Raw genomic sequence first — 16,736 nt, 5'->3', positions numbered from 1 at the left:
GGGGGGGGGGGGCGCCCGGCCGCCCCCGGCGGGGGGCGACCCCCAGGCGGGGGCATCGCACCCCCCGGGCCCCCCCGGGGGGCGGGGCGGGGCCCCCGCCGCCGCGCGCCGGCCCCGTTCGACCGTTCTCCCATCGGCGAGGAAAGAACCACGATGACGCACCCCGACGAGGTCCTCACCCGGATCGACCTTCGCAGCCCGATCCCCGAAGCGCTGGCCGCCGAGATCGAGCGCCGACTCCTCTTCGTGTCGCCCGAGATCACCGGCTTCGTGGTGCCCGTGGAGGGCGGCGAGGTGCGCTCCGTGACACTCCGCTCCGAGCAACCGCTCCCGCACGACGTCCTGACCGAGAAGGTCAACTCCATGGTGGACAACGACGTCCGGAGGCAGTGGGTGACGCCGGCCAAGGCCGTCTGGACCTCGCCGCACCAGCGCACCCCGCACCAGGATGTCTTCGAACTCCTCTCCGGGACCGGCGCGGTGACTGAGGTCGGTGAGGGTCAGGTCGCCGTCGGCGAGCCGCTGCTCTCCCTCCTCGCCTACTTCGACCGGGCCGTCTGCGACCTGCTGGCCGAGGACCACGAAGTCCGGGAGTACCGTTACCCGACTCTGATCAGAACGAAGGCGCTGGAGACGGCGGGCTACTTCAAGGCCTTCCCGCAGCACCTGATGTTCGTCACCAGGCTGCGCAACGACCTGGACGTCTACCGCGCCTTCCAGGAGCGGCAGGCCGTCACCGGCATCGACTCCGCGGTGCTGGACTCCTGCGGCAACGTCGACTACTGCCTGCCGCCCACGATGTGCTACCACACCTTCAGCCAGTACAGCGGCCGCACACTGGAGACGGGCCGGCTCCACGTGGTCACCTCGCGCGGCAAGTCGTTCCGCTTCGAGGCGGCATACGCCACCAGCCTGGAGCGGCTCTGGGACTTCACCATCCGGGAGATGGTCTTCCTGGGCTCCCGGGAAGACGTACTGGACTCCCGTGAGCGCTTCATGCGGAAGGTCTTCGCCTTCGTCGAGGAGCTCGGCCTGAGCGGCTTCTGCGAGGTGGGCAACGATCCGTTCTTCTGCGGCGCGGACACCTCCGAGCGGATCTGGTCCCAGCGGCTGATGGAGCTCAAGTACGAGCTGCGGCTCCACGTCGCGCCCGGGAAGACGATCGCCGTCGGCTCCTTCAACTTCCACGACGACCTCTTCGGCAAGGCTTTCGGCATCGACCACGGTGCGAACGGCCCGGCCCGGAGCGGCTGTGTCGGATTCGGCCTGGAGCGGCTCGTCTACGCCTTCCTCTGCCAGTACGGCCTCGACACCGCGGCGTGGCCCGCCCGGGTCCGCGCCGCCGTCGGCGGGAGCCGACCATGAGCGAGAGGAAGGGCCGCGCCCCGCGAGGCCAACGGGAGGAGATCCTCTGCGCGGTGTTCGCCCAGGTGCTCGGGCTCGACCGGATCACCATCGACGACTCCTTCTTCGAGTCGGGCGGCCACTCCCTGCTGGCCACCCGGCTCGCCAGTCGCATCCGGGCCGCCCTGGACGTGGAGGTCCCGGTCCGGACGATCTTCGAGGCCCCGACCGTCGCCCAACTCGCCGAGCACCTGGAGCAGGGCTCCGGCAGCCGGCGCCCGCCACTGCGCCCCCGGGGCCGTCCGGCGGAGATCCCGCTCTCGCAGACCCAGCGGCGCCTCTGGTTCCTGAACCGCCTGCACGGCGCGGCCGGACACTACAACATGCCGATGGCCTACCGGCTGCGCGGCGACCTCGACCTGTCCGCCCTGCGACTCGCCCTCGACGACCTGGTCACCTGGCACGAGAGTCTGCGCACCGCCTACCCCGACTGGGACGGCCGGCCCCAGCAGGTCGTCCTGGACCCGGACGAGGCTCCGGTCGAGCTGCCGGTCGACGGCGTCACCGAGGCAGGCCTGTCCGAAGCGCTGAGCGCTGCGGCCGCTCACGCCTTCGACCTCACCGCCGAGACGGCACTGCGGGCCCAGCTGTTCCGGCTCTCCGCGGACGAACACGTCCTGCTCCTGACCATTCACCACATCGCCTGCGACGGATGGTCACTGCTCCCCCTGAACCGCGATCTGGCACTCGCATACGCCGCTCGCCGCCTCGGGCAGGAGCCGGCCCGGCCCGAACTACCGGTCCAGTACGTCGACTACACGCTCTGGCAGGACGATCTCCTGGGCTCCCCGGAGGACCCCAACAGCCTGGCCAATCGCCAGCTCTCCTTCTGGGAGGGCGAGTTGGCGGGAATGCCCGACCGCCTGCGGATCGACGTGGCGGCCCCGCGTCCGGACACCCCCTCGCACCGGGGCGGCCGAGTCCCCTTCCACGTCACGCGGGCGACCCACCGGGCACTGCACCAGCTGGCGCGGGAGACCGGCACCAGCGTCTTCATGGTCGTGCAGGCCGCCCTCGCGACCCTGCTCACCAGGCGCGGAGCCGGCACCGACATCGCCATCGGCATCCCCACCGCCGGGCGCGCCGACGAGGGCCTCGACGACCTGATCGGATTCTTCGTCAATACGCTGGTGCTGCGCACCAGGACCGACGGCGACCCGACCTTCCGGGAGCTGCTGTTCCGGGTGCGCAGCACGGACCTGGCGGCCTTCGCCCACCAGGAGGTGCCGTTCGACCACGTGGTCCAGACCATCAACCCGCCGCGCTCCCCCGCGTGGCACCCGCTCATCCAGGTGATGCTCGCGTTCCAGAACAACGCGAGCGCCGAACTCCGCCTTCCCGGCCTGGAGGTCCGGACCGAGCCGGTGACGGAGGGGATCACCCGCTTCGACCTCCGCTTCGAGCTGTTCGAGGGCTTCACCGAACAGCGGAGACCGGACGGCATCGACGGCAGCCTCACCTACGCCCTCGACCTGTTCGTCCCCGCGGAGGCCGAGCGGCTGGCCCGGGAGTTCACCGAGCTGCTCGACGCCGTGGCCGCCGCTCCGGGTCTGCGGCTGAGCGAACTCGGCGGGGCAGCCGTCCATGAGCCGACCGGCGGCCCGTCCGCCGGGCCGGAGCTCGCCGCCGCGGACGGCCCCCGGATCGCCTTCGTCTGCTCCCCCTACGGCCAGCAGTGGGTCGGCATGGGGCGGACCCTGTTCCGCACCGAACCCGCCTTCCGCTCGGCCCTGGAGGAGTGCGACGGCGAGCTGGCCCGGCACACCGGCTGGTCCCTCGTCCACGAGCTCTTCCTCGACGAACCCGAAGCCAGGACGAACGACGTCGGCGTCATGCAACCCATCGTCTTCGCCGTCCAAGTGGGCATCGCCCGCTGGCTGGAGGAGGCGGGCGTCCGGCCGGCCGCTGTCACGGGTCACAGCGTCGGCGAGATCGCCGCCGGCGTCATCGCGGGCATCCTCGACCTGCCGGACGCGGTCCGGCTCGTCCACCACTACAGCGATCAGCAACGCCGCGTGGCCGGCCCCCACAGCGGCATGGCCGTGGTGGAACTCTCGGCCGTCGACCTCTCGAAGCACCTGCGAGGGCTTGAGGGGCGCGTGTCCGTCGCCGCGCGGAACGGCCCGCGGACCACCGTGCTGGCCGGTGACCGGTCCGAGCTGGAGGCCGTCGTCGCCGAGCTCCAGGCCGCGGACGTGCTGTGCGCGATGGTCCGAGTCGACCTGCCGGCCCACAGCCCGGCGATCGATCCGATCCTGGCGGACCTCGAACGGGCCGTGGGCGAGCTCACCCCCAGGCCCGGCCGGATCCCGATGATCTCCTCGGTCACGGGGCAGGCGCTCGACTGGCAGCAGGCCACCGCGGGCTACTTCGCCCAGAACCTGCGGCAGCCCGTCCTGCTGGCCGACTCCACCGCCGAGCTGCTGACGGGCCATGACGTACTGGTCGAGGTCAGCGCTCACCCGGTGCTCGCCCCGGCACTGTGGCAGAGCGTCGAGGAGTCCGGTACCGCCGCGACCGTCCTGACCACCATGCGCCGCGGCCAGGACGACCGGACGGGCCTCATCGAGGTACTCGACGCCCTCGAACAGCTAGGCCTGAAGGTGGACTCCCCGGGCCGGCGGACTCGGTCGGCGTAGATCCGATGAGCCGCGCGGCTGCCGGCCGCCGTCCGGCGCGGCACAGGGCGCTGCCGCGGTCCGCAGCGGGACCCCGAGGTGGACCCAGTGCGCGAAGGCCCTGGTGAGAGCCGTTTCGGAGCCGGCCTGGCGCTGGTCGTATGCGTCCCATCGGGGGCCGGCGCATCGCGTTTGTGCCGGGCGCGGTGTCCCGGCCATGATGTGCCCTCGCAAACAAAGGAACGAACGTGAACGTCCAGGTGGAGTACGACGCAGCACCTGAGGAGCTCGCCACCGCGGTGAGAGCCAACCTTCCCGCACCGGCAGTGCGCTGGGCGGTCGCCGGCGCCTGGTTGCTGCTCTCACTGCTCTGCCTCGCAGCGGGCGGTGTCCTCTTCGCGATCGCCGCGCTCATCGCCTGCCTGCTCCAGGTCCAGAACATCACCGTGGTCGCCAAGAAGGTCGCTTCTCGTGCCGCCCAGCGCCAGGCGGGTCCCACATCGGTCGCGTTGACCGATCAGGAGGCCGTCATCCGTACGGCGTCCGGGGAACTGAGGTTCCCGTGGACGTCGGTCACCCGAGCCACGGACACTCCCCTGGCCTGGTCGATCCTGGTGAAGAGGCCGGGCGGAGCGCCCGTGGCCGCGACCATCCTCAAGACGGCCTTCACCGACGCTCAGGCCGCCGACGTCACGGCCGCGCTCGCGCGGCTGACCAGGACCAAGGTCAAGGTACGCGGGTCGAATGCCCCCGGCGTCGTCTCCGGAGCCCCGGCCCGGTAGCGGGAGGGGCGGGCGGCACCGGCCCACGCGGAGCCGGCCGGGCGGACCCTTCCGGGTCCGCCCGCCGGTTCTTCCTACGGGCGGGGTGACGGGCAGTCGGCGTCGTGGGCGGGGAGGACGCCGTCGAGGAGGTAGCGGTCGACGGCGGCGTCCACGCAGGTGTCGCGGGGGGCGAACAGGCCCGCGTAGACGGTGTGGCGGAAGGCCCCGCGCAGGGTCACGAGCCGGGAGCCGGTCAGGGCGCGGTGGGCGGAGAGCTGGCCGGGGTAGGTGGCGGCCGGGTCGCCGTCGGCGCCGACCAGCAGGACCGGGACGGCGTTGCGCACCCGGGTGGGCGGTTCCGCGGGCTCGGCGGGCCAGAAGGTGCAGGGGGTGAGGTTGCGGGTGAGCGGGCCGAACAGCGGCTCGTCGGCGCGGTGGGCCTGGATGTCGCGGTAGTAGGCGAGCGGGTCGCGCGAGGCGGCGCGGTCCGCGCACATGATCGCGGTCTGCGCGGCGGCGTAGCCTCCCGTGTCGGGGGACGCCAGGCCGGTCAGCACCGCCTCCAGCAGCGCGGTCGGCCGGGCCGGCCGGCCCTCGGCGGCGTCGAGCAGCACGCGCGCCAGGGCGGAGAACTCCTCGTAGGCAGCGTCGTCGTCGCCGGCCGACACCGTCCACAGCACCTGCGGCAGCGCCCGGGCGTCGACCCGGTGGGTGCCGACCGCCAGCGGGGCGCGTTCGGCGGCCAGGCGCACCCGCTCGACCGAGGCCAGCACCTCGGCGGTGGTCGCGCCCAGGTGGTGGCGGTCGTCGTGGCCGGCCGCCCAGGCGGCCCAGGCGGTGAGCGCGGCCCCCATCGCGGGGCCCTGGGTGGCGGTCAGGTCGGGACCGAAGCGGTCCGGGTCCATGGCGGCGTCGAGCACCGCCCGCCCCACCCGGTCGGGGAACAGTTGGAGGTAGACCTCGCCGAGGTAGCTCCCGTAGGACGAGCCAAGGTAGGCGATCGTCGGCTCGCCGAGGACGGCGCGCACCAGGTCCAGGTCCCGGGCGGTGTTGCGGGTGGAGGCGTGCGGCAGCAGGGCGCGGTACGGGGCGCAGCGGGCCGCGAGGTCCTTGGCGAGCTCGGCGGCCCGGTCGAAGCCCAGCCGGTCGGGGCCGGCCGCGCCGGGGCCGGCCGTCGGCCAGCCGCAGTCGAGGGGGGTGCTGGCGCCGACGAAGCGCGGGTCCATGCCGACGATGTCGTAGCGGGCGCCGAGGGCGGGGGCGGCCTGCCGCAGGGCGAGGGCGAGCCCGCGGGCGGGGACGCCGGGGCCGCCGGGGTTGTAGAACAGGGTGCCCAGCCGGTGGGCGGGGTCGGTGGCGGGCAGCCGGGAGAGGGCGATGCTGAGCGTCCGTCCGTCGGGGCGGTGGTAGTCGAGGGGGACGGTGACCTCGGTGCAGCGGGCGCCGGCGGCGTCCAGGTCGGCGCCGGCGGCGTCGTCCGGGCCGCTCGCGCAGGGGTGCCAGAGCGGCTGCTGGCCGCGCAGCGCGGCGAGCGGGTCGGCGGTGGCGGCCGGCGCAGTGGCGCCGAGTGCCGGTGCGGCCGACGCGGTGAGGAGGGTCATGGCCAGCGCCGCCACAGCGGCGGCCGTCTTGGCGGCGCGGATCACGGTGTCTCTCCTGGGGTGCCTCGGCGGGCCGTCGGGGCGACCGTAGGCGCCCGCGACGGCCGGGCGCGTCCACCGCCGGTACCGGCCTCCCCCGCCGAAGTACCCCTCCGGATCTGCTACTTCAGGACCATCCGCGGCCGCGGATACGGTCGCGGTCACCGGCACCGGCACCGGCACCAGCACCAGCACCAGCACCAGCACCAGCACCAGCACCAGCACCAGCACCAGCGGATCCGACATCACCCGGGACCTCACGTCCGCGCGGTACCTCGCCGCCGACGGCGGGGCGACGGCGCGTTCCACGAGCTGCCCACGGCTGAACCGGCCGAAACCGGAAGGTGGCCGTGGCATCCGGCCACGGCCACCCCATCACTCGTGATCCGGAGCTGCGGTCAGGCCTGTACGGCGGTGAGCTGGAACTTCTCGTTCGGATCGCCGTTGCAGTCCCACAGGATGATCGGGGTGTTGTTGTTCCAGACCGGGCCGCCGCCGGCGACGTTCAGGCAGCGGTTGCTGGCGGGGTTGCGCAGCTGGCCCTCGGCGGTCCACTCGAACTTCTCGTTGCCGGAGGAGGCGCTGCAGTCGAAGAGGATGATCGAGTTGCCGTTGTTCCACGGCCCGGCACCGGCGACGTTCAGGCAGCGGTCGCTGGCGTAGTTGTAGAGCAGCCCGTCGGCGGTGAGCTGGAACAGCTCGTTGTTCTGGCCGTTGCAGTCGAACAGGACGATCGGCGTGCTGTTCGGCCAGGTCGGGCCGGCGCCCGAGATGTTGAGGCAACGGTCGCTGGCAGGGTTCTTGATCCGACCGACCGGGTGGGGGATCTCGTTGTCGGCGACGAGCTGGAACTTCTCGTTCGGGTCGCCGTTGCAGTCGAACAGGACGATCGGTGTGCCGTTGGCCCACGGGCCGGCGCCGAAGACGTTGAGGCAGCGGTTGCTGGCGGGGTTGCGCAGCTGGCCCTCGGCGGTCCACTCGAACTTCTCGTTGCCGGAGGAGGCGCTGCAGTCGAAGAGGATGATCGGGTTGCCGTTGTTCCACGGCCCGGCACCGGCGACGTTGAGGCAGCGTCCGCTGGCGGGGTTGCGCAGCAGCCCGTCCGGGGTGAGCTGGAACTTCTCGTTGCTGGCGCCGAGGGTGCAGTCAAAGGCGATGATCTCGGTGCTGTTCGGCCAGGTCGGCCCGGCGCCCTTGAGGTTGAGGCAGCGTCCGCTGGCGGGGTTGAGGATCTCGTACGACCGGCTCGTCCGCTCCGACACCCACGCGGCGAGGTCGTCGACGCGGGCGGCGTAGGCGCCGGTGCGGGTCTCGGTGGCGGGGGTGTCGAGGCAGCCGCCGCGCCAGGAACGGGAGGCGACGGCGACCAGCTCGGCCTTGCCGTTGACCTCGCGGACCACCGGGGCGCCGGTGTCGCCCTTGCAGACCGCCGCGCCGCCCGTACCCGTGATGCCTATGCCGGTCGGGTTAACGGTGTCGAGGCTGAACGAGCCGGTGTGGGCCTTGTCCGGGACCCACTCGGACTTGGTGCGCCCGAACCCGGTGACCGTCAGCGACTGCCCGGCGACCGGCGCCGAGGTGCCGACCGTCAGCGGCGTGACACCCTGGACGGGCGTGGCCAGGCGGGCCATCACCAGGTCGCGGCCCTGACCCGGCACCAGCTCGACGACCTGGGTCGACTTCGCTCCGACCGTGGCGGTGGTCTTCCACTTCGGCGCGCCGGCGGCCAGCGCCTGTGGCTGCGCCGGGTCGTCGGAGAAGCAGGACGCGGCGCTGATCACCCAGAATTGGTCGATCAGCGCGCCGGTGCAGCCGCGCAGGCTGTCACCGATCACCAGTCGCGCGGTGGTGGCGGAGGCGCCGGCCGCGGCCGCGTCGCCGACCACGGCGCCGGCCGGGGTCGTGCCGAGGGTGGACAGTGCACCGGCGGCGAGAACGGCAGTCAGCACACCCGCCCGTCGGGAACGAAACTGGGACTTGCGGGACATGGGACTTCCTGTCGTGGATCCACCGGAGCTGCGGGAGAGGCCGGACGCACGTCGACGCGTCTCCGCGAGGAAGCGCGCCTGCAGTGGAGCCTTCGTGGACCCTTCCGGTGGCGCGGGGTCGGCGGTCGGGACGGCGTCGGCCGAGGCGGTGAGGGCGGCCCCCGGTCCGGTGACGGCGATGGCCCTGCCCCCTGCGACGGGCCGGCGATGTTTCTCTGTGCGCATTTCCTTTTCCTGGGTAAGTTTGCGTCAAAGATGGCGCAAACTGGGACAGTCCATGGGTGATCGATATGAATTGACGTGATATCGGCGTCGATTCGACCTCGACCCGTCTGCCGAGCCCCCTCCATTTTCTGAGTGTCAGTCATGTATGGCGGCGAAGACTCTACATGACGCCATGACGGTTCTGTAGGTCACAAATGAGCCGCGCACCAGCAGATGGGTGGTACCTGATCCGATCGACAATTGGGGGTCGAAGCGGTGAAAAACGAAATACCGAAGGCGAACCGCAAGGGATATGCGCCTTGCCTCCCCGCGACGATTCTCGCGACACTCACTCGAAGGGCCCGCCCCCCGTTCGCGGGAGGCGGGCCCTGAACGCGTCAGACGGCCGGATGTACTGGCAGCAGTGGCAGGCGGTGTACCCAACGTTCATCAGCACCGGCGCCCCCACCGCTCCGCCTCCGCGAGCCCTCTTCACCCACAGGTCCCGTTCGGGGCGCACCGCGGTGGCGTGGTGGTCGCGGGCCGGTGGAGGCGAACCCGGGGTTGCTCGGCCTACCAGTACTCGTTGCTGTCGCAGTGCATGTCGTACTTGTCGTGCGCGTCGTGCTTGTGGTGCTTGATCCTGGTGGGATCGGTGGCGGTGTGGGGGGTGGTGTCGCCGCCCCCGGTGACAACCGCGACGTTGGTGACCTTGTCGTCGGCCCCGCAGGAGACGTCGACCTGCAGCGTGATGGGCGGGTAGCTGGTCCCGGCGGGAAGGACGTCGCTACGGGTGCAGGTGAGCGTGCCCTGGTCGCAGGTCCAGCCCGCACCGCTGATGCTGTCGGCCGTGAGCCCCGCGGGGAGGGTGTCCTGCATGGTGACCGTGGTGCCGTCGGTCGGGGCGGCCCCGGCGGCGTTGCCCACGGTGATGGTGTAGGTCCCGTCCCGCCCCTGGGTGAAGTGCCCGGTGTGGGTCTTGGTGATGGTCAAGGACGGGACCGTGTAGGAGATGATCACCTGGCCGTTGTGGTTCGCCGTCCCGATCGTCGACAGCGCATAGCTCGTGCCGGTACCCGTGGGAGTGGCGAAGCTGCTGCCCCCGCCACCACCGCCACCACCCGCCGAGGTGCCCGAGCCGTTGACGGAGCCGCTGCCGCCGCCCCCGCCGCCGAAGTACCCGCCCCCACCGCCGCCACCAGTGGCGATGCGACTGGCGGCGCAGCCGCCGTCGAAAGTTCCCCCGGTGCCGCCGGTACCGACCGCGGCGCCGAGGAACCCGCTCCCCGGAGCGCCGCTCATGGCCGCACAGGGTGGAGCGGTGCCGGCGCTCCCGCCGGTGCCCCCGGTGCTGGTGCTGGTGCTGCCACCGCCCGCGCCCTGCCCCGGCGAAGCCCCGGGGCCGGTGGCAGTTCCCGCGGTACCGCCGGTGGCATCCGGCGTTGTCCCGCCGTTGCCCCCGTTGCCTCCCGTGGAGCCCGCTCCGGTGCCGCCGGAGGCACCGCCGCCGCCGGCGACCAGCAGCAGGGAGGCGCCCGTGCTGACGCTGGAGGCCCCGCCCCCGCCCGGGCCTTCGAACTGGAAGCCAGTGAGCGGGAAGCTCCCCCCGGGGGCACCGCCGTTGAACCCTCCGGCCCCCGACGTCCCGGTGCCGTTGCAGCCCTTGCCTCCGGTGCCGCCGACGTTGACGGTGAAGGTCGTCGGTGCGACGGTCTGCGGCAGCGTGGTCACCACCCGCGCCCCTGTCCCGCCGGCCCCCGTGACGGAACAGGAGGTGCCGGTGTTGTCGGCGCCACCCGCGCCGTCCGCGATGATCGTCACCACCGCCGCCGCCGGAACCGTCAAGGTCTGCGAAGCGCCGGTGAAGGTGAAGGTCTGCGACGGATCAGCCTGCTGCGCGCGCACCGGCACGGCCCCGACCGGCGCGGCGGAAACCGGTGGAGCCGTGGCCGCCAGCAGCGCCATACCGGACAGCAGCGCGCCCCCCGCCGACACCACCCCCACACCGCGCCCCCCACGCCGTCCACCCGAGCCGACCGGGTCGGACGCACCGACGGCACCGACCGGGGTCACCCCACCGGCCGGGGCCCTGTTGAACACGGCCACGGGCCGCTGACGGCCGACCCGGTACCACGGCAGGTCGCCCTGTCCACGCGTACGAGCACTCATCCGCGGGTTCACCTCTCCTCACAACAAAGCGCCCCGCACCCCCAAGCGACAAGTCACAGGCATGACAGGACACCTGACGGAAAAAATCATGACAAACCACAATTAGATACCCCGATCAGATCACTTCGAGGTAGCGAGGCCAGGAGAAATCTCGCGTGTCGCAACACCCCGCGCGAGCCGGCGAGGAACCGGCATCCGACCAGGTCACTGGCCAGGACGGCGATGGCCAGCACCATGCCGGTGGAACTGGCCGACGACACCCTCGACACCCTCGGCGCCCCCACCGAGGCCGAACTGCGAGTGAGTCCGGCCGTCGAGCAGGTACGCGGCCGCCCGCCGCGCCCCTTCGCCGACTGGGCCACCCGCAACGCCGCCGCCTTCCGCTGAGCACGGCGCGCAGGGGTCCTCGCGCGGTGGGCCGGTGAGACGGGGATGCAGGGACGCCTGAACGGCGGTGTGCCGTTGGGCCGGGCTTCGCGCCGGCGCGCGGTGTCGCCGGGGCCGGCTGCCCGAGCGGCCCCGGCGACACCTGCGCGGGTGACCGGCGTCCGGGGCCGTGGCCCGGCTGCCGGTGGGGGTTCCGTCCGGTCCTGGCCGGTCGCGGGGCCGGTGCGGCGGTGCCCGGGCAGGGGGTGGTCGCCGGGCACCGCCGTCCTGCGACCGGCAGGTACCCGGGCAAACGAGCGTGCACCCGATCCGTCACCCTGGCGTCGTGGCCAGGAGGGAGGGCAGCCGGGCAGCCGGGGTGGTTCGGCCCCGGTCAGCCCGTCGCGCCGGCTGCCGCCCGGGCCCGGAGGGCGTCGACGGCGAGGCGGGCGGTGGTTCCGATGACGGCGTCGGCGGCGGGCAGGGTGATGGTGGTGGCGGCGGCGCGGGTGAAGACGGCGAGGGCGTAGCGGCCGCCGTCGGGGTATTCGACGACGCCGACCTCGTGGCGCAGCGTGGGGAGGGTGCCGGTCTTGCCGTGGACGCGGACGTCGTCGTAGGGGAAGCCGGAGGCCAGGCGGTGCGGCCAGACCTGGAGGCCGAGGAGGCGTCGCAGGGCGGCGCCGTGGTCGCCGGGGCAGGCGTCGCCGTGCCAGAGGGCGGCGAGCAGGGTGGTCATGTCGCGGGGGGTGCTGTGGTTGGTGAACGCGGGGTCGAGGACCCTGAGGCGGGCGACGACGGCGGGGTCGACCGGGGAGTCGGGGCCGGTGTCCTCGGCGAGGGCGGCGATGAGGTCGCGGAGCTTGTGGACGGCGACGGTGCGGCTCAGGCCGAGGTCGGCCATGGTGCGGTTGACGGTGTCGAGGCCGATCTGGTCCCACAGGGTGTCGGCGGCGGTGTTGTCGCTGACGGCCGCGGTGAGGTAGGCGAGGTCGCGCAGGGAGAGGCGGGCGGTGTCGAGCATGGCGGCGAGGCCGGTCGGCCCGGGGGTGCGGCCGGCGGCGGGGATCTCGACCTGCCGGGTCAGGTCGATCCGTCCGGCGGCGGCCTCGCGGTACAGCGTCACGAGCAGGCAGACCTTGTGGACGCTGGCGGTGCTGACGGCGGTGTCGGCGCCGAGGCCGATCTCGGCGCCGGTGTCGAGGTCGCGCGCGTGCAGCCGGCCGGTGACGCCCGCGTCGGCGAAGGCCGCGGCGATGCGGGTGCGCGCGGCCCGGCTGTGCGGGGTGCGGTCGGCTGTGGTGCGGTCGGCTGTGGTGCGGTCGGCAGCCGTGCGGTCGGCTGTGGTGCGGTCGGCAGCCGTCCGGTCGGCTGTGGTGCGGTCGCTGGTCACAGCGGGAACTCCATTGCGGGCCGGGGGTGGAGCGGGCGGTTGGGCGGCTGGGGCAGCAGGCCGCCGGGTCCGGTCAGCGCCTCGTGGGCGGTCCGGGCGAACAGCCGGACGGCGGGCCCGCCCCGCCCGGCCGGCCAGGCCGTGGAGGTCCGCCAGGCCAGCGGGGTGCCGGTGAGCGGGCGCCAGACCGTACCCGGTGGGGGTGTGGTGCGCGGCACCAGGGCGATGGCACTGCCGGTGAGCACGAGCGCGCCCGCGACGTCCGGTCCCGGCGGGTCGACGACGGCCTCGGGGGTGCAGCCGTGCCTGGTCAGCGTGGTGAGGACCTCGTCGTACAGGGCCGGGGCCCTGGCGCGCGGGAAGAGGACCAGGCGCAGGCCGGTCAGTTCGGCCACCGCGAGCTCCGGGCGGTCGGCGTACGGACCGCGGGCGGCGAGCAGGGCGCCGAGCGGCTGGTGCAGGACGGGGCCGAAGGCCAGCCCGTCGGCCGGGCAGGGGTGACGGACGACGGCGACGTCGACGGTGTGCTGGGCGAGTTCGCGCACCACGGCCGCGACCGGCAGTTCCCGCAGTTCGAGCCGGGTGCCCGGGGAGGCGGTCTCGAAGCCGGTGAGCAGCGCGGCCAGGGCGGCCGGCCCGAGTTCGGGCGGGACGGCCGCGCGCAGGGTGCCGGCCCGTCCGCTGCGCAGGTCGGCGGCGGTGGCGAGGAGGCGGGCGGCGCTGTCCAGCGTCTCCTCGGCCTCGGCGAGCAGCAGCCGGCCCGCCGGGGTGAGGTCGACGCCGCGCGGGCCGCGGTCGAACAGGGTCACGCCGAGTTCGCGTTCGAGGCGCTGGATCCGCTGGGAGAGCGAGGGCTGGGCGATCCGCAGGCGCTCGGCGGCGCGGCCGAAGTGCCGTTCCTCGGCGACGGCGCGGAAGTGGCGGAGGTGCCCCAGCAGGTCCATGGCCAGTAATCATAGGTGTTTTCTTATCGTCCACTTCATGATTGCGGTCTTGGACTGGGTGGTCGGCGGCCTGTTTAGCTGAGCGTGATCGCGCGGATCGCGGCGGTGTGGACCACTACCGCGGGGCGCGACCGCGACCGTGACCGTGACGGCACGAACCACCTGGGGAGACCACCGATGACGCCCGACCTCCGCCGTACCCGCCCCCGCACCGCGCTGCCCGCGGTGGCCCTGCTCGTGGCCGCGCTGATCGGCGGGTGCGGCCAAGCGGGCGGCGCCTCGACGGCGGCGGCCCCCGGCGCGGTGGCCACTGGCGCGACCGCGACCGCGACGGCGGCGGGGGCGGGGGCGGCCTCGGCCGATGCGGCGGACGCCTCCTTCACGGCGCTCGAGCAGCAGTTCGGCGCCCGGCTCGGCGTGTTCGCCGTGGACACCGGCAGCGGGCGGGAGGTCACCCACCGGGCCGACGAGCGGTTCGCGTTCGCGTCCACGATCAAGTCGCTCGCCGCCGGGGCCCTGCTGCGGAAGGCGTCCGACGCGGACCTGGACAAGGTCGTCCCCTACCGCCAGGAGGACGTGCTGGAGTGGGCACCGATCACCTCGCAGCACGTGGCGACCGGCATGAAGCTGCGCGACCTGGCCGCCGCCTCCATCCAGTACAGCGACAACACCGCGGCCAACCTGGTCATCGCCGAGCTCGGCGGCCCGGCGGCCGTCCAGCGGTCCCTGCGCGACCTGGGCGACTCGACCACCAGCGTCGACCGCACCGAACCCACCCTCAACGAGGCGACCCCGGGCGACACCCGCGACACCAGCACGCCGCACGCCCTCGCCGCCGACCTGCGCCGCTACGTGCTCGGCGACGTCCTCACGGAGGGCCGGCGCGGGCTGCTGACGGACTGGCTGGTCGGCAACACGACCGGCGGCCCGTACGTCCGCGCTGGGGTGCCCGCCGACTGGAGGATCGGCGACAAGACCGGCAACGCGGGCTACGGCACCCGCAACGACGTCGCCGTGGCGTGGCCGTCGGGCGGGCGCAGCCCGATCGTGATCGTCGTCCTGTCCGATCGCGGCAAGGCGGGCGCCACCTCCGACGACGCCCTGATCGCCCAGGCGACGAAGACCGTCGTCAGCACCCTCGGCTGACCCTCCCCGACCGATCCGCTGCTCGGCAGGTTCGGCGGCGATGGGTTCGGCCGCGGCGGGTTCAGCGGCGGTGGGATCAGCGGCGGTGGGTGGCTGCCGCGATGCGGACGAACGAAGGGATCAGCGGGTTCGGGTCGCCCTCGTTCCACGCCACCACCACGCGGCTGGGCGCCATGTCGGCCAGCGGTACCGCGGTCAGTCCCTCGGGCATGCCGTGTCCGAGGGGGGTGATGCCGACCGTGCCGTTCCAGAGCACGGCCTGCCGGCATTCCTGGACGGCCCTCACCGCCGGTCCCCCGCGCGGCCGGCCGCCGGTCCAGTACGCCCCCCACAGCGGGTCGGTGCCGTCCGGGAACCGGAACCAGCACCGGTCGGCCAGGTCGGCCAGCTCCAGGTGCGTGCGGCCGGCCAGGGGGTCGTCGGTGCGCAGCACCGCGCCGACCGGGTCGGTGCGCAGCTCGTGCACGGTCAGGCCGGTCTCGTCGAAGGGGGCGCGGGTGAGGGCGATGTCGACCCGTCCGGTGCGCAGTCCGCAGGTGGGGTCGGTCAGGTCGGTCTCGCGGATGCGGACCTCGATGTCCGGGTGTCGCTTGCGGTAGGCGTTGGCCAGGCGCAGGGCGCCGAGGTCGGTGCCGTCGCCGAGCAGGCCGACGGTGATGGCCGTGGGGCCGGCTTCGGCGGCGACGCGTGCGCGGATCCGGTCGGCGCGGTCGAGGAGGGTGCGGGCCTCGTCGAGCAGGACGGTTCCGGCCGGGGTGAGGGCGACGCCCTGGGAGGAGCGGTGCAGCAGGGTGGCGCCGAGGTCGGTTTCCAGCTGCTTGATCGCCCGGCTGAGCGGGGGCTGGCTCATGTGCAGCCGAGCGGCGGCCCTGCCGAAGTGGAGTTCCTCGGCGACCGCGACGAAATAGCGCAACGTCCGCAGCTCCATGCTGCGACGATACCCGTGCGGTATCGGGCACGTGCGAATCGGTCTTGGACGGCCCGGGTGCCGGGGCGGTGGAATCGAGGCATGAACGACGCATCGCTTTCCGACCCCGCCGTCCACGTGGCCGGCGTCCAGGAGATCGCCCCCGAGCTGCTGGTGGTCCCGGACCGCGGGATCCCGCTGGTTCCCAACATCGGCATCATCGGCGGCACCGAGGCCGTCCTCGTCGTCGACACCGGCATGGGCACCGCCAACGCCGAACAGGTCCTCTCCCTGGCGTCCGAGGTGGCCGAGGGGCGCCGCCTGTACCTGACCACCACGCACTTCCACCCCGAGCACGCCTTCGGCGCGCACGTCTTCCACGGCCGGGCCACCTACCTCGCCAACCGCGCCCAGGCCGAGGACCTGGAGGTGAGGGGAGCGGGCTACCTGGAGATGTTCCGCGGGTTCGGCCCGCCGGTCGCCGACCGCCTCGACGGCGACGTCCACGTGGTCGCCCCCGACGTGGTCTACGACGACGGGTACGACCTGGACCTCGGCGGCCGCCGCGTACGGCTGCGGGCCACCGGCCGGGGCCACACCAAGGGCGACCAGGTGATCGAAGTGCCCGACGCCGGCGTCCTGTTCACCGGCGACCTGGCCGAGACCGGGCAGTTCGCGATCTTTCCCTGGTTCCCGCCGTACGACACCGACGTCTCCGGGATCGGCTGGCTGGCGGTGATGGAGCGGCTGGCGGCCGACGGGCACCGTACGGTCGTCCCCGGCCACGGCGCCGTCGGCGGCCCGCAGGTCCTCGGCGACGTCCGCGACTACCTGCGCGAACTGCGGGACGAGACCTGGCGGCGACGCGACTCCGCCATGGGCGGGAGCGAGATTGTCGCCGAGGTCCGGGCCCTGCTGATCGAACGGCACCCCGAGTGGACCGGACAGGAGTGGATCGAGAAGGGCGTCGGCTGCCTGTGCACCGAACACCCCACCGTCACGGACCTGGGCCCCACGGGCTGAGGCCGGTGGGGCGCAGTCCCGCGGTGCCGGGGCACCGCCCACATCCGCCGGGCGCCCCTGGCCCACCCGACGCCAGCGCCGCGTATCGGCCCTGAGGGTGCGGAAAACCTGTCGTCCGGCAGCCCGACGGGCGGTTGACTGGCACCGGCACACCGACCGACCGTCGAAGG

At 73.4% G+C, this 16,736-nt stretch carries 12 protein-coding genes; 6 read left to right on the top strand and 6 right to left on the bottom strand.

Annotation, left to right across the window (positions count from 1 at the left end):
• The first annotated feature begins 153 nt into the window (after positions 1-153).
• The 3 genes from ACFVUY_RS41340 to ACFVUY_RS41330 all read left to right on the top strand — a co-directional run bounded on the left by ACFVUY_RS41340 (position 154) and on the right by ACFVUY_RS41330 (position 4,804).
• A complete protein-coding gene (locus tag ACFVUY_RS41340; RefSeq protein WP_387737128.1) occupies positions 154-1,365 on the top strand; it encodes a hypothetical protein in 1,212 nt (403 codons plus the stop codon).
• Positions 1,362-4,043: a condensation domain-containing protein gene (locus ACFVUY_RS41335; RefSeq protein WP_387737127.1), complete on the top strand. Its 2,682-nt coding sequence runs from the start codon at positions 1,362-1,364 to the stop codon at positions 4,041-4,043. The genes ACFVUY_RS41340 and ACFVUY_RS41335 overlap by 4 nt, the downstream gene beginning before the upstream one ends.
• Positions 4,044-4,270: 227 nt before the next feature.
• On the top strand, positions 4,271-4,804 hold the full coding sequence (locus ACFVUY_RS41330) for a hypothetical protein (protein WP_387737126.1): 534 nt from the start codon (positions 4,271-4,273) through the stop codon (positions 4,802-4,804).
• A gap of 74 nt (positions 4,805-4,878) precedes the next feature.
• Here ACFVUY_RS41330 and ACFVUY_RS41325 read toward each other — a convergent pair whose 3' ends face one another.
• The 3 genes from ACFVUY_RS41325 to ACFVUY_RS41315 all read right to left on the bottom strand — a co-directional run bounded on the left by ACFVUY_RS41325 (position 4,879) and on the right by ACFVUY_RS41315 (position 10,787).
• Positions 4,879-6,672, bottom strand: coding sequence for an alpha/beta hydrolase (locus tag ACFVUY_RS41325; protein ID WP_387737125.1), 1,794 nt, complete (start codon positions 6,670-6,672; stop codon positions 4,879-4,881).
• A 152-nt stretch (positions 6,673-6,824) separates the two neighbouring features.
• Complete coding sequence (locus ACFVUY_RS41320) at positions 6,825-8,375, bottom strand: ricin-type beta-trefoil lectin domain protein (RefSeq protein WP_387737124.1); 1,551 nt, start codon at positions 8,373-8,375, stop codon at positions 6,825-6,827.
• An 816-nt stretch (positions 8,376-9,191) separates the two neighbouring features.
• Positions 9,192-10,787, bottom strand: coding sequence for a hypothetical protein (locus ACFVUY_RS41315; protein WP_387737123.1), 1,596 nt, complete (start codon positions 10,785-10,787; stop codon positions 9,192-9,194).
• A gap of 222 nt (positions 10,788-11,009) precedes the next feature.
• On the opposite strand from ACFVUY_RS41315, the gene ACFVUY_RS41310 reads away from it, so the two are divergent.
• Positions 11,010-11,174, top strand: coding sequence for a hypothetical protein (locus ACFVUY_RS41310; protein WP_387737122.1), 165 nt, complete (start codon positions 11,010-11,012; stop codon positions 11,172-11,174).
• Between the two features lie 373 nt (positions 11,175-11,547).
• Here the strand turns inward: ACFVUY_RS41310 and ACFVUY_RS41305 are convergent, their stop codons facing one another.
• The gene (locus tag ACFVUY_RS41305) at positions 11,548-12,411 is read right to left on the bottom strand and encodes a serine hydrolase (RefSeq protein WP_380549120.1); all 864 of its coding nucleotides are present in this window, start codon (positions 12,409-12,411) and stop codon (positions 11,548-11,550) included.
• Between the two features lie 131 nt (positions 12,412-12,542).
• Positions 12,543-13,490 (bottom strand): LysR family transcriptional regulator, encoded by a 948-nt coding sequence (locus ACFVUY_RS41300; RefSeq protein WP_387737121.1) that lies wholly within the window; start codon positions 13,488-13,490, stop codon positions 12,543-12,545.
• Positions 13,491-13,667: 177 nt separating this feature from the next.
• On the opposite strand from ACFVUY_RS41300, the gene bla reads away from it, so the two are divergent.
• Positions 13,668-14,636: a class A beta-lactamase gene (gene bla / locus ACFVUY_RS41295; protein WP_387737120.1), complete on the top strand. Its 969-nt coding sequence runs from the start codon at positions 13,668-13,670 to the stop codon at positions 14,634-14,636.
• A gap of 76 nt (positions 14,637-14,712) precedes the next feature.
• Here bla and ACFVUY_RS41290 read toward each other — a convergent pair whose 3' ends face one another.
• Positions 14,713-15,564, bottom strand: coding sequence for a LysR substrate-binding domain-containing protein (locus ACFVUY_RS41290; protein WP_387737119.1), 852 nt, complete (start codon positions 15,562-15,564; stop codon positions 14,713-14,715).
• A gap of 81 nt (positions 15,565-15,645) precedes the next feature.
• Here ACFVUY_RS41290 and ACFVUY_RS41285 point away from each other — a divergent pair, with 81 nt between their 5' ends.
• Positions 15,646-16,566 (top strand): MBL fold metallo-hydrolase, encoded by a 921-nt coding sequence (locus tag ACFVUY_RS41285; protein ID WP_387737118.1) that lies wholly within the window; start codon positions 15,646-15,648, stop codon positions 16,564-16,566.
• The last annotated feature ends 170 nt before the right edge of the window (positions 16,567-16,736 follow it).

Origin of the sequence: Kitasatospora sp. NPDC058063 (genome assembly GCF_042885395.1) — a bacterium.
Lineage (GTDB): Bacteria > Actinomycetota > Actinomycetes > Streptomycetales > Streptomycetaceae > Kitasatospora > Kitasatospora lactacystinica.
Note: the sequence above shows the minus strand (reverse complement) of the source record. Positions and strands in the feature narration are given on the sequence as shown.